General features: G+C 41.9%; 7 protein-coding genes and 1 pseudogene. 4 read left to right on the top strand and 4 right to left on the bottom strand.

What is annotated here, in order from left to right:
- Positions 1 to 290: 290 nt before the first annotated feature.
- The 4 genes and pseudogenes from HBH39_RS10715 to HBH39_RS10700 all read right to left on the bottom strand — a co-directional run bounded on the left by HBH39_RS10715 (position 291) and on the right by HBH39_RS10700 (position 7,498).
- Positions 291 to 3,280: pseudogene (locus HBH39_RS10715) on the bottom strand (TonB-dependent receptor).
- A 452-nt stretch (positions 3,281 to 3,732) separates the two neighbouring features.
- The gene (locus tag HBH39_RS10710) at positions 3,733 to 4,737 is read right to left on the bottom strand and encodes a LacI family DNA-binding transcriptional regulator (RefSeq protein ID WP_167678119.1); all 1,005 of its coding nucleotides are present in this window, start codon (positions 4,735 to 4,737) and stop codon (positions 3,733 to 3,735) included.
- Between the two features lie 54 nt (positions 4,738 to 4,791).
- A complete protein-coding gene (locus HBH39_RS10705; RefSeq protein ID WP_167678117.1) occupies positions 4,792 to 6,120 on the bottom strand; it encodes a glycoside-pentoside-hexuronide (GPH):cation symporter in 1,329 nt (442 codons plus the stop codon).
- 49 nt (positions 6,121 to 6,169) lie between these two features.
- On the bottom strand, positions 6,170 to 7,498 hold the full coding sequence (locus tag HBH39_RS10700; protein ID WP_167678115.1) for a GH1 family beta-glucosidase: 1,329 nt from the start codon (positions 7,496 to 7,498) through the stop codon (positions 6,170 to 6,172).
- A 269-nt stretch (positions 7,499 to 7,767) separates the two neighbouring features.
- Here HBH39_RS10700 and HBH39_RS10695 point away from each other — a divergent pair, with 269 nt between their 5' ends.
- The 4 genes from HBH39_RS10695 to HBH39_RS19640 all read left to right on the top strand — a co-directional run bounded on the left by HBH39_RS10695 (position 7,768) and on the right by HBH39_RS19640 (position 14,086).
- Positions 7,768 to 9,105 (top strand): sugar MFS transporter, encoded by a 1,338-nt coding sequence (locus HBH39_RS10695; RefSeq protein WP_167678113.1) that lies wholly within the window; start codon positions 7,768 to 7,770, stop codon positions 9,103 to 9,105.
- Positions 9,106 to 9,115: 10 nt separating this feature from the next.
- Positions 9,116 to 11,806: a glycoside hydrolase family 3 protein gene (locus HBH39_RS10690; protein ID WP_167678111.1), complete on the top strand. Its 2,691-nt coding sequence runs from the start codon at positions 9,116 to 9,118 to the stop codon at positions 11,804 to 11,806.
- A gap of 181 nt (positions 11,807 to 11,987) precedes the next feature.
- Complete coding sequence (locus HBH39_RS19645; protein ID WP_208764147.1) at positions 11,988 to 13,160, top strand: glycoside hydrolase family 16 protein; 1,173 nt, start codon at positions 11,988 to 11,990, stop codon at positions 13,158 to 13,160.
- Positions 13,145 to 14,086, top strand: coding sequence for a putative glycoside hydrolase (locus HBH39_RS19640; RefSeq protein ID WP_208764146.1), 942 nt, complete (start codon positions 13,145 to 13,147; stop codon positions 14,084 to 14,086). The genes HBH39_RS19645 and HBH39_RS19640 overlap by 16 nt, the downstream gene beginning before the upstream one ends.
- Positions 14,087 to 14,108 lie beyond the last annotated feature (22 nt).

The raw sequence follows: 14,108 nt of genomic DNA, 5'->3' as shown, positions 1-14,108 counted from the left end.
ATTTGCCTACTACTGCTTATCTTTTTTATTTTGGCTTTAGTATGTATTTGCAATACTTACAGGTTAAGTAACTCACAACAACTTTTTAAAAGTGTTTGAATAGAATTCATTAAAATGTAAGCACTTTCAAGTATTAATTTTTTGATTGTTTTAATACTAAGAAAATGGGCAACTTCCTTATTGCCGAGTTTTATATTCCCTATAAATAAATGAGGTGACTGTGGGGAACACCTCAAACGACCTAAACAGGAAGAAAGCTCACCGATGGACAGTCGATGAGCTTTTTGTTGCTAGAAGGTGTAACGAGCCCCTAAACCATAACGAGCACCGGTTTGAGTGTAATTTAATACTTGCTCATAAGCGCGACCGTGGACACGGGTTGTTTCGTTAGTAACGTTAATACCTTCAAGGAAGATACTTAACCCTTCAACCGCTTCAAATTCATAACCAATACTGAAATCTAGTTGAGAATAAGCTTCGGTATAGGCAGGGTTAGCACCAGTACCATCACCTGTTGCATTTAAGAACTCATCACGCCAGTTCCAAGCGATACGAGCTGTAATACCGTAGTTATCATAGATACCGACAATGTTGGCTGTATCACTGATCCCGGTTTCAACAGTTTGAGGTGCATCACCCGGACGGTTTAAGTTGGTGTTGTCATATTCATCACCAGCATTCACTAAGGTGTAGTTAGCTTGAATACCGAAACCTGACTCGCCAAATAAATGCTGTACCGCAAATTCCCAACCATCAATGACAGAACTTTCTGAATTGTTAGTTGGTTGATTGATTAGGAAAATTAAATCGTCATCACCAGGGTTACCGGTAATTTCAATATTACCGTTTGCTGGGTTAATGGTGACATTAGGATCCGTCGCACCATAGTTATCATAAATCCATTGACGTTGCTCAATAGCCGTTGTTGCTCCCGCAGCAATAGCTTCAGCAACATAGACACTGTTTGATGGGTCTGGGATATTATAAATATTCGATTCAACGACGCCATTATCAATAAAGTTGGTCAAATCTTTGCGGAAGTAACCTGCGGAGATATAACTGCCTTCGGCATAATACCACTCAGCAGATACGTCATAGTTAGTTGACTCTAATGGTAATAAGCCAGGATTACCTTTAGTACCTGAACCACCACCGCGGTTTGCTAATGTACCGACAACTGTACCACCTTGAATCGAGGTATAATCAGGGCGACCAATTGTTTCACTGTAAGCCGCACGGAGGAAGACATCTTCAGCCACTTCAATATTGAAGTTGATGTTAGGTAGTAGGTAATCATAGTCACCTTTCTCGGTTAAGAATACGCGGTTACCCGTTGGGTTAACGGCAATTTCCGTTTCGGCAATCCAAGTTGCACTGCCATACTCAGATACTGCTGATGTTGACTCAACATCGGTTTGCTCGTAACGAAGACCCACATGCACATCAAATGGCATATCACCGATTTCGCCAAAGTAGTTATATTGGATGAAAGCTGATTGTGATTCTTCTTTTGTGAAGCGGTCAGTATCAGCAGCATAATCCGTTGATGGACAGAAACCATTACCACAATCACCAACAGCGCTAGACGCATAGAGTTCTGCTGCACGAGCACGAACGGCCTCAAAATCCCATAAGAAGATGGTGTTTAATGGATCGGTTGATGCACTACCTTCATAGTCACTAAAGTCACCCTGAGATCCATCAAACTTATCCTGAACCGTATCTGATGGGAACCAAGCGGCATCTAAGTCGCCTTCAGCGCCGACTCCGCCCCAATCGTTACGTTGAACGTTAACTGATTGAGAGTGATTATTAACTTCAGATGCCGCAATACCGAAATCAATGCTACCGGCTTCTTCCATATCGAAAGTACCGTTAATTTGAATTTGTTCAATCTCAGAACGGTTTCTGGCATTACCAAACACAGAGCCTGTAATACGCATGTCTTCTGGACGAACAGCGTTACCGCCACCGACGGCCAAAACTGGTACTTTACCGGTAAAATCAGTCGCAGCGCTGGTACGAATGAATGCCGCAGTACTTAAGTTACTGCTTGAACCATTTTTATTGTTAGGTGTGCGCTCAGCATAGGAATTATGGTAATCAAGTTCCAAGAAAAGATTATCATTAACATCCCACTCAAGGTTAAAGCCTAATGAACCACCTTGATCTCGCGTACCATAATCACCGGCTGCCATTGATAAATCAGCGCCGCCGTCAGGGTAAGTTTCTGAATAAACTAATGGCGACGATACAGGGCCGTCAGACCAAGTGCTTTCTTGAGTTGGTACAAAGTTAAACCATGCAGATACGTCATGAGATTGGGTATCAACATCATTTTGCATATAGGTGTAATCAAGGGTTGCACGCACAGCATCAATTGGTTGGTATTGGAGCACTAACTGACCGTTAGTACGAGTACGTTGTTGTTCTTCAAAACGATAAATGGTGGTTTGCGGTACTGCGTAAACATCATCATCACCTGGGCGGTTGATTTGATTTGCATCTTTAGGTACGCCGCCCCATTCCGCGTTTGATCCGCCCCAGTCTTGATCAACAATACCAGGGAAACTACGCCAGCCCGTACCGACTTGAGCTTGCTGATTACCACTTTCACGGTCTTGGTAACTTGCTGAAATTAAAATACCGAATTTATCATCTGCAAAGGTATTTGAATATAAACCTGATAGTTCAGGGGTTACCGAGCCTTTATCTGTCGATGTATCGTCAATGGCTTTAACACCAAATGAGGCTTTCATGCCTGGAGTGCTTAAAGGGCGTTGAGTCAACACATTAATGGTTGCACCGATACCCCCGTTGGATTTTGAGCTTTACTTGTTTTTTCGACTTCAACGGCGCTAATTGATTCAGAGGCAATGTTGGCGAAATCGAAAGAACGTGAGCCAGTTGTTGTTGGCATTTGACGATTGTTTAGGGTGACGAGATTACGGTCTGGACCTAAACCACGAACAGTAACGCGGCTACCTTCACCGTTAGAACGGTCAATGGAAACACCTGTGATGCGCTGCAGTGATTCTGCTAAGTTTGTATCTGGAAACTTACCAATATCCTCAGCGTTGATGGCATCAACAATACCATTAGAACTTTTTTTCACATCCATCGATTTAATTAAGCTACCGCGAATACCAGTAACCTGAATAACCTCAATGTTTTCTTCAGCGGCTTCTTCTGCAGCATGAGCTGACATCATTGAACCTAGACCAAGGACTAACGATAAGCTCGTTGCGATTTTGGTTTTGGTAAATGTTCTTGTTTTCATCTAGGAAATCCCCATTGACTAGATCTAACTGTCTCTAAGTTTGTTTGCGGTTTAAGCGCAACTAGTTTTAATTGTCTATCGCACTTTTATGACTGTTTTGTAAAATTCATGTAAGCGCTTACATAAACCTAGTCCATAATGTGATATCAGTCAACAAAAATAGCGAAAAATGATTACATTTTGTTAACCAAGGTAATAGCTTGTAATGAGATTTATTGTTACACCATTGTTTTTAGTCGTGTTTTTTCTATTGTAAGAAATGGTATAAATGTAAGCGCTTTCTTTTTTGTGTGACGAAAAGGTGTTTTGATATTAGAACAATGATGGATAGTGGGGAGGGAGCATCGATGAAAATCGGTAATAAACCACTAAAATGTCATCAAAAGATGCCTAACATCACAAGTGTTATAACTTTGAATGCTAGGCAGCTTTGAGGGTGATCTTATTTGCAATTAGCTGGTTAATGGCTTTGCTGAGTCGCGAATAAATAACTCTGGAGCAAAAGCACAATCAACATCAACTTTAGTATCTTTATAAACATGTTGTAGTACCCAAAGTGCTGCCATTTTACCCATTTCATTAATCGGGTTACTCACTGTGGTTAATTTGGGTGATATGTATTGGGGGAAAGGAATATTATCGTAGCCAATAATAGAAATATCATCAGGCACTTTGATGCCGTTTTCTAAGCAAACAGCAATGACACCAGATGCCATTTGATCGCTGGCACATACGACCGCAGTGATCTTTTTATCCAGTGTAAGCAGATGATTCATGGCATCATTTCCGCCAAATTCTCGGAAGTTACCTTCGTACCATAATTCATCATCAAACGCTAAACCATATTCGGCTAATGCCCGCTTATGACCCAGTAGACGGTCTTGGGCATCTCTTTTACTCATAGGCCCTGACACATAGGCAACATCTTTATGCCCAAGCGACAAAATGTAATTTGTCGCCATATAACCGCCTTGTTCGTTCTCAAGATAAATACAACAATCTTTAATGGCTTCAATATAGCGGTTTATGAGTACGATAGGAGTTGTGCCTTTATACAGCTTGATAAGATATTCGTCTGAAACAGCTTCCACATCTAAAATCAGTGCATCGCAGCCTCGGCTCATTAAAAATTCAACACCGCTTTTTTCTTGTGCTTCATCAGAATGACCCGCAGCAATAATGACATGCTTATTTGCTGATCGAAGTGAGGTTTCAATTTCGGTCATCATTGGACCGTAAAAAGGACCGTCAAGTTGCGAAACTAAAACCCCGACACTATTTGAACAATTAGAGGCAAGCGATTGGGCAATGGTATTAGGGCGATAGTCTAAAGAAGCCATCGCATCTAATACTTTTTGGCGTGTTTTATCACTGACCTTGGTGTTGTTGTTCATCACCCTAGATACGGTTGCTAGTGATACACCTGCCAAAACTGAAACATCGTAAATCGTTGCCATAAATTGCTTTATCTCATTATTAACTATTTAAAATCAGCGTCATATTATCATGTGTTAATTTGTATCACTATTTAATTCCAGATGAATTTGCTCGACTTTTTTATTGTCTAAAATATACCAGCGCATGACAAAGGCGACCAAAATAGAGCCCAGAGCTGGATAAATAGTAAATGAAATTAATATGCCATCTAAAGCGGTTTGTGTCTGTACGCTATCGGCTTGATAGCCATAACCCGATAATAACCAACCTGCTGCCGCACCGCCTATAGCCACGCCCAATTTAATAAAGAAAATGATTGAGGAATAAATCATGCCGGTAATTCTAACCCCTGATTTATATTGACCATAATCAACCGTATCAGCCATTTTGGCCCACAACAGCGGAGTCGCCATATTAAAGGTGAAGCCCCATAAAATATAAGCGGCGAAAGCCAGTACCACTTGTTCTGGATCAATAAAGAAGCTGGCAACACATAAGGCTGCAGCAATCAGTTGTAAGCTAATATAGGCTTTTACTTTGCATACTTTTTTTGCCAAAGGTTCGGCTAATATACAACCAGCAATATTACCTAACATACCTAAGGTGATAAATAAGGTTATCGAGTCAGGCATATTGAGGTAATACTTAACATAATAAATAGCTAAACTGGTTCGCAGCACCATGCCGGATAATAAGCAGATGGCAGCGACAGACAATACGCGCCATTGGTCATTTTTAACTAAAAAACCAAAGTCTTGTTTAAAACTGGTTTGCTGATCAGCCGGCGGATGTAAACGTTCCTTAGTGCCCCAAAAGCAAGTTAAAAACATGGCTACACCCAGTATGCTCATGGCGGCAATGGTCAGTTGGTAACCTTTAGCTTGATCGCCTTGGCCTAAAAAGTCGACCAAGGGTAAGGTTAATGCCGACACCATTAAGCCACCGAGCATAGCAAATACGAATCGATAAGATTGCACCGATACCCGTTCTTTAGGATCAGCGGTTAACACTCCACCTAGTGCGCAATAGGGAATGTTAATGGCGGTATAAACCATCATTAACGCGGTATAAGTGACAAAGGCATAGATCATTTTGCCATCTTCGGATAAATCTGGCGTGGTAAAAGCAAGTACGCTGATAATTCCAAAGGGAAGGGCAAACCAAAGCAAGTAGGGACGAAACTTGCCCCATTTAGTATGGGTTCTGTCGGTAATAGCTCCCATTAATGGGTCGGTTATCGCGTCAATCAAACGTACCGCTAGAAACATGGTGCCAACAAAAGCCGGTGAAATACCAAAAATATCGGTATAAAAGAAGGTGAGGAATAACATCACCGTCTGAAACACGATATTACTGGCTGTATCGCCTAGTCCGTAGGCAATTTTTTCTTTTATGCTAATCATCTTAGCCTCTTATTATTTTAATTAATCCATGCAAACTGACAGTTAGCGTTTATCTACTTGTAACCAAATCACGGTAGGCTAGGCCACTGGCTTTAATTGTGCGCTTTTGGGTTGGGTAATCGACATAAACAATACCAAAGCGTTTTAAGTAACCTTCAGCCCACTCAAAGTTATCCATTAAACTCCAAGCAAAATAACCTACAACATTTACGCCTTGCTCAATGGCATTATTCACCGCGTTTAAGTGTGATTGATAATATTCAATTCGGTCGAGATCATTGACTTGACCATTCACCATTTTATCTGCCATAGCGGCACCGTTTTCGGTGATCATCATTGGCGGAAGTGGGTATTGTTTATTCAGCGAGACTAATAAATCGGTGAAAGCTTGTGGGTAGATCTCCCAACCAATATCCGTTTTTGGAACATCAAGCATATCAACTTGATGGTAAATAGTCTCAGCATCGGCTTGGTATACTGCGCGAGTGTAGAAATTAATTCCAAGAAAATCGAGCTTTTGACCGATGATGTCAAAGTCACCTTGTTCAATAACGGGGCGATCTGAAGGGGCGAGATCATGAATGATATCTGGGTAACATGCATCAAATAGTGGCTTGATATACCACTGGTTCATGTATTCATCTGCTTTTTTAGCTGCGGTAATATTAACGCTTTGGTCATCAATGCTATAGCAAGGGGTAAAGTTAAGTACTATACCGTTAAGTGTGTTTGGGCTTTGCTTTTGTAGCACCTGCATTGCTAAACCATGTGCAAGCAAAATATGGTGAGCGGCTTGACGTCCATAAGCAACTTTAGCGAGCCCCGGCGCATGAATGCCAACTTCATAGCCTAAAAATGCGCTACAAAATGGTTCGTTAAAGGTGGCATAAGAATGCACTCTATCACCTAACGCCTCGACTATTTTTGCGACATAGTCTTGAAACAAATAAGCTGTTTGACGATTTAACCAGCCGCCATTATCTTCAATGTGCTGGGGTAAATCCCAGTGGTATAGGGTGACAAAAGGCTTGATGCCTTTGGCGATTAAGCCGTCTAATAATTGAATATAAAAATCGACGCCTTGCTGATTTAAACTGCCATCTTGCTTGATCACCCGTGGCCATGAAATAGACAATCGATAAGCATCAACTCCTAATGATGAAATCAACTCAATATCATCCTGCCATAATTTGACATGTTCGCAGGCTTGCCTGCCATCAGATGCGTCACGGATTTTTCCTGGTGTGGCACAAAAAGTGTCCCAAATGCAGGGTAAACGTGTGTCTGCACCACCTTCAATTTGAAAAGAGGCGGTCGCAACGCCAAAAGTAAATTGCTTGGAAAGCATTCTTGAGTTAGCAGGCAAAGTCAGTTTCATATATTCACTCATTAAATTGTCATGTTTATAGTGGCACCCTTATTAGGAGCTGAAACGCTTAACAAATCCATTAATCCTGAGACAAAAACTTAATCTGTGTGTTTAAAACTATTTGACAACAGTTATCGTTATGTTAAAAATGAAAGCGCTTACATCGAGATTAGTGATAAATTAACCAAAGGTCAACACTAGATTGAATGATTTAGCGTCGCAGTAGGGTATACGCTAATTTTTTTGCAATATTTAATAACTATAAATAGGTAGAACTTATGACCGGTCCAACTTCAACTGTACTAACAGACGTTACAGCGGAGGAGCATAATACCCATCAAGTAGGAGATTTTCGTTTTGCCTTAGTGGCGCTTACGTCTTTGTTTTTTATGTGGGGATTTTTAACTTGTCTTAATGATATTTTAATTCCTTATCTTAAAAATATGTTTGAATTGAACTACACCCAAGCCATGCTGGTGCAGTTTTGTTTTTTTGGAGCTTATTTTATTGTCTCTATCCCAGCGGGTAATTTGGTGGGTAAAATTGGCTATCAAAAAGGTATTATTACTGGGCTTGTGATTGCCTGTATAGGCTGTTTATTATTTTATCCTTCAGCCAGTTATGCTTCATATAATATGTTCTTGTTGGCATTTTTTGTTTTAGCCTCAGGAATCACCATATTGCAAGTATCCGCAAACCCTTATGTGAGTGTATTGGGTTCAGCGAGTACGGCGTCATCTCGATTAACTATGACCCAAGCCTTTAACTCTTTAGGGACTACTGTAGCGCCATTTTTTGGGGCTTGGTTAATTTTATCCACTATGGAACACCCTGATTCTGTGACTGAGTTAGACCAAGCAATTGGTGTATTAAGTGCGGCAGAGCAAGCTCACACGGTTCAAATTCCTTATTTGATTTTAGCCGGTGCACTATTTTTATTAGCTCTTATTTTTATGTTGTTAAAGCTACCTCAGTTAGGCAAAACCAGCGTCGCAAAAACGACTTCCACAGAAGCACACACCAACCTAGCCACGAAGCAAGGTAGCGCTTGGCAATATCCACATCTAGTATTAGGTGCAGTCGGCATTTTTGTCTATGTCGGTGCCGAGGTGGGTATTGGTAGCTTTTTAATTAACTTTTTAACCCAAGATGACATTGGTGGGTTAACTGAGTCCCAAGCGGCAAAGTATATCGCTTATTATTTTGGTGGGGCAATGGTTGGGCGCTTTATCGGTGCGCTGGTGATGCAAAAAATTAAAGCTGGGAAAGTATTAGCCTTTAATGCCACCTGTGCCTGTTTGTTGGTTGGTGTCGCGATTTTCTCATCGGGTACTACCGCTATGTGGGCATTATTACTGGTTGGATTATGTAACTCAATTATGTTTCCCACTATTTTTAGTTTGGCGTTGCAAGATCTACAACAATACACAAGTCAGGGTTCTGGCATCTTATGTTTAGCCATTGTCGGCGGTGCTGTGGTGCCATTAGTACAAGGCATGCTGGCTGACGCTCTTGGTATCCAACTGGCGTTTATATTGCCGCTATTATGTTATGGCTTTATTGGTTACTACGGATTAATTGGCTGTGATGCAAAGCGTCCTAGCAAAACGGTATAAAGGAAAACTCATGCTAAATTTTACTCGCAATATTAACAATGGCGGTGACGCTATTTCGCACAAAGTTATCCCGTTTAAGTTTGCACCCTTATCGGCTTCATTGTTGATTGGACTCGGTTTACTTGGCTGTCAGCCTTCGACACCAAGCAAAAACCAACAACAAATTGACCTTGCGCAAACTGTAGCTGAACAAAAAGAACTGGTACCAGAAAGCACAAGTACCGGGGTAAAAGCGGATATCAATGTTTGGCCACAGCAGCAAGCCGCTATTGCTGTTGATCCGATATTAGAGCAAAAAATTGCTGAGATCCTCGCACAGATGACACTTGAGCAAAAAGTGGCGCAAATGATCCAACCTGAAATTCGCGACATAACTGTTGAAGATATGCGTCAATATGGATTTGGTTCATATCTTAATGGTGGTGGTGCGTATCCTAACAATGACAAACATGCCACGCCTGCAGATTGGATTAACCTTGCTGAAGCTATGTATCAGGCCTCTGTGGATGATTCTTTAGATGGCAGCCGTATTCCAACTATGTGGGGAACTGATGCCGTTCATGGTCACAACAATGTAATTGGTGCAACATTGTTCCCGCATAACATAGGCTTAGGTGCGGCCAATAACCCTAAATTAATTGAGCAAATAGCGGCCATTACCGCAAAAGAAGTGATGGTAACCGGTATTGATTGGGTGTTTGCGCCAACGGTTGCGGTAGTGCGTGATGATCGTTGGGGGCGGACTTATGAAGGCTATTCAGAAGACCCTCGTATTGTGCGTGATTATGCCTTTGCAATTGTAGAAGGCTTACAAGGTGCCGTTGATGGTGAGTTTTTAAGTGATCAACATGTGTTATCAACCGTTAAGCACTTTTTGGGCGATGGTGGTACTGAAAAGGGCATCGACCAAGGGGATAACCTCGCTTCAGAGCAAGACTTATACGCCATTCATGCCCAAGGCTATGTGGGTGGGTTAAATGCGGGTGCGCAGTCTGTCATGGCATCATTTAATAGTTGGCATGGCGATAAAATTCACGGCAATAAATACCTGTTAACTGATGTATTAAAAGGGCGATTTGCCTTTGACGGTTTTGTTGTGGGTGATTGGAATGGTCACGGTCAAGTTGCAGGTTGTAGCAATGAGTCATGTCCACAAGCTGCCAATGCCGGCTTAGATATATTTATGGTGCCAACGGCAGCATGGAAACCTTTATATGAAAATACCATTGCGCAAGTTAAGAGTGGTGAGATAAGCCAAGCTCGAATTGATGATGCGGTGAGCCGTATTTTGCGCGTTAAGCTGCGTGCGGGGTTATTTGAAAAACCGAGTCCTGCAAAACGTGCGCTTTCAGGTAAAACGGAATTAATTGGCCAAGCCAGTCATCGTGAGGTTGCTAAACAAGCGGTGCGTGAATCTCTTGTGCTACTTAAAAATAATCAAGCTTTACTGCCTTTATCGCCCAAAATGAATGTATTAGTAGCTGGTGATGCGGCAGACAATATTGGCAAGCAATCAGGTGGTTGGACTATCACTTGGCAAGGTACTGACAATCAAAATAGTGACTTTCCTGGTGCAAGTTCAATCTACCAAGGAATTGCATCCGCGGTGGATCAAGCTGGTGGTCAAGTTCAGTTAAGTGTTAACGGCCAGTTTGATGCGAACAATAAACCCGATGTTGCTATTGTGGTTTTTGGTGAAGAACCTTATGCCGAAGGTAACGGCGATATTGATAATCTTGAATATCAACGTGGTGATAAGCGTGACTTAGCCTTGCTGAAATCATTACAAGCTCAAGGTATTAAAGTGGTGTCAGTGTTTATTAGTGGTCGCCCTATGTGGGTTAATCCTGAAATGAATGCCTCGGATGCCTTTGTTGCTGCTTGGTTACCCGGTTCGGAAGGTCAAGGCGTCGCTGAAGTGTTGTTTACCGATGCGCAAGGTCAGGTGCAACATGATTTTGTTGGCAAGCTGTCTTTTTCATGGCCGTCAACGCCACAACAATCTGCAGTGAATGTGAATGATGAAGATTATCAGCCATTACTGCCATATGGCTTTGGATTAAAATATGGCGACAAATCAACATTAGCCAATGATTTATCGGAAGATAACTTTGCTGAGCAAACTGAAATTGAAGACTTAGCCTTATTTGAACGAGCCGTAAAATCACCGTGGAATATGTATATTGCCACTGTGGCTCTCGATAATAACGGGCTGCCACAGATTAAAGATCGCCAAACTTTAGCAAGTAGCATGGCTGAAAATAGTGCTTTACATATCCGTACCATCGATAAAGTTGTCCAAGAAGATGCGCGCCAAGTTACTTTTAAAGGGGAACAAATGGGGCTGGTGGGTCTTAACAGCAACTTCCCGCGTGATTTTAGAGCGTATCAAGATAACAGCGTGTTAAGCGTGCAAATACAAGTGCAAGACAAACTTGAACAACCATTAATGATTGGAATGGTATGCGAGGGGGCTTGTTTGGGACAATTTGATATTAGTGAGCAAGTTAACGCTAAGGTTAATACTTGGCAAACAATTCAAATTCCTCTGAGCTGTTTTGCAAAACAAGGTTTTGATTTTGCTAAAGTCATAGTGCCTTTTTATATCGCGACACAAGCCAACACAACCGTAAGCTTCAGTGATGTGGTGATCACGAACGTTTCTGCGTCAGACAATAGCCAAGTAATTGATTGTAAATAATTCTACCTATTTAAACACACTTGTTTAGCCTTTCTGAGTGCCCTAATTAAGATAATTGGGGCACTGCGTTGGCCGCTGCATGGCCTTAATTTGTGCTCTGTTAATGTTGTTGAGCTTAAATTGTTGTGAGTTCATATTACAGATCGCTTTATCGTTTGACCTGTTATCAAAGGAAAAGTGAATGAAAACAAAAGCAAGCAATTTTAAATCATCTGCCTCAATATTACATGGTACAAACCGAGCCGGACTGATTAGTGTCGCCATGTTAACCGGTCTGATGCTAAGTGCTTGCGGCTCAGACTCATCAGACAGTCGTGATGATAATAAAGTGCCAACACCTGAGCCTGTCGCACAAGGCTGGCAATTAGTTTGGAGCGATGAGTTTGACGGAACAGAGCTTGATACCAGCAAGTGGAATTATGCTTTTGATTGTTATGGTGGGGGCAACAATGAAGGGCAATGCTATACCGACCGAGCTGATAACAGTCAAGTTGCTAATGGCTTATTAACCATTACCGCTAAACGGGAAACATTTTCAGGCCCTGCGTTCGTCAGAACGGATCCGAATTATGATGTAAACGATAAGTCTAAAACGCTCGATTACACATCGGCACGACTTGACTCGATGCATAAAGGGGATTGGAAATATGGCCGTTTTGAAATTCGGGCCAAAATGCCATTTGGGCAAGGTACTTGGCCAGCTATTTGGATGTTGCCAACGGATTGGGTATATGGCCCTTGGGCTGGTTCGGGCGAAATTGACATTATGGAAGCGGTCAATTTAAAAGTGGTTACTGACGGTTCTGCCCCTGAATCAGCTTTACATGGCACTTTGCATTACGGTAAAGCATGGCCGGGCAATGTTTATTCTGGTCAAGAGTATCATTTACCCGATGGAGCAAACCCTGCTGACGATTTTCATGTGTATGTCATTGAATGGCAAGAGGATGAAATCAGATGGTATGTTGATGATGTTCATTATGCTACCCAGCGCGCTACTGGTTGGTACAGTCAATATCTCGATGAGGAAGGCAATTTACAAAATGCACCAAATGATGCGCCATTTAATCAATCATTTCATATGATTTTAAATTTTGCTGTTGGCGGAGCTTGGGCCGGGCAAGTGAATAATACCGGCATTGATGAAACTGTGTTTCCACAAACCATGCAAGTTGACTATGTGCGGGTATATGAATGTGCATTATCGCCTTCCACAGGCGCAGGGTGCGAAACCATTGACGAGACCGCAACCCTAGTGACAGGACATAGCGCACCTGAGATTGTGATTCCTGATGATAATTGGGGGCTGGGCCGTTATTTAGCATATTTGATGATCAATTGGCTGAGGGATTAGTTTTTAATAGTTATAACCCAGAGGGACAAATTAGTTATCAACTTGAGTCTGTTGCCGAGCGCGGACAAGTGCTAACCATAGATATAACCGGCACTATAGGTAACTTGTATTTTGAATATCCTCCCAAGGCGGATTTAAGCCATTGGGGCGCAAATGGTCAGTTAATATTCGATCTGTTAGTCGAGTCAACAGACGATGCCACCGAGCTGCTCGTTAAAATTGATAGTGGTTGGCCTAATGTCAGTGATATCAGTGTTGATTTACCCATAACAGGTCAATGGCAGCAGGTGACGATTTCAATTGCTGAGTTAATTGCTCAAGGTAATCGTTTTGCTCCAGGCAGTTTTGCTAATCTTGCCAGCGTGCAAAATCCATTTGTGATTGAGCCCTTGGGTAAAATGAAATTGCAACTGGATAACGTCCGATTTGAATATAAGGTGTCAGCGCAAACAGAGGTGTTGGTTTATGATGATGCCCTGGCAGCTCCCTTTAGTTTAGGACATTACGCGGCATCGGGTGAGTTACTGATTAATCAAATTGATGTTGGTGGCGAACATAACAAGGTGACTGAATTTGTGTTTAATACCAATGAAGCCGTTGGTTATTTTCAAAGCACAGGGATAACCCATGATATCAGTGGTTTCAGTCAGTTAAGTTTCGATGTTAATGTGGCGCAAGATCCGCGTGCCAATCGGAATTTAATGATAAAAATGGATTGTGTGCATCCTTGTAGTACAGGTGATTATCCACTTGAGGTACCCGATATTGGTGTATGGACTCATTATCAAATTCCACTAACCCGTTTAACGACTCATCCGGGCTCAAGTTTAGATTTAACTCAGGTAGAGTCACCGTTAGTCATATTTCCAAGCTGGGGTGATCAGCAAGGTGTCATTATTCAAGTGGATAATGTCAAAATACACTAAATCTGCTTGATGGTATTCAAAC

It is taken from the genome of Shewanella aestuarii, assembly GCF_011765625.1.
Taxonomy (GTDB): Bacteria; Pseudomonadota; Gammaproteobacteria; order Enterobacterales; family Shewanellaceae; genus Shewanella; species Shewanella aestuarii_A.
This window is presented reverse-complemented; position numbering and strand designations above follow the sequence as displayed.

What these genes read in the sequence shown, in the direction of transcription:
- HBH39_RS10695 (WP_167678113.1), top strand. Translation starts at nt 7,768, where the DNA reads ATGACCGGTCCAACTTCAACTGTACTAACAGACGTTACAGCGGAGGAG.
- HBH39_RS10710 (WP_167678119.1), bottom strand. Translation starts at nt 4,737, where the DNA reads ATGGCAACGATTTACGATGTTTCAGTTTTGGCAGGTGTATCACTAGCA.
- HBH39_RS19645 (WP_208764147.1), top strand. Translation starts at nt 11,988, where the DNA reads ATGAAAACAAAAGCAAGCAATTTTAAATCATCTGCCTCAATATTACAT.
- HBH39_RS10705 (WP_167678117.1), bottom strand. Translation starts at nt 6,120, where the DNA reads ATGATTAGCATAAAAGAAAAAATTGCCTACGGACTAGGCGATACAGCC.
- HBH39_RS10700 (WP_167678115.1), bottom strand. Translation starts at nt 7,498, where the DNA reads ATGAAACTGACTTTGCCTGCTAACTCAAGAATGCTTTCCAAGCAATTT.
- HBH39_RS10690 (WP_167678111.1), top strand. Translation starts at nt 9,116, where the DNA reads ATGCTAAATTTTACTCGCAATATTAACAATGGCGGTGACGCTATTTCG.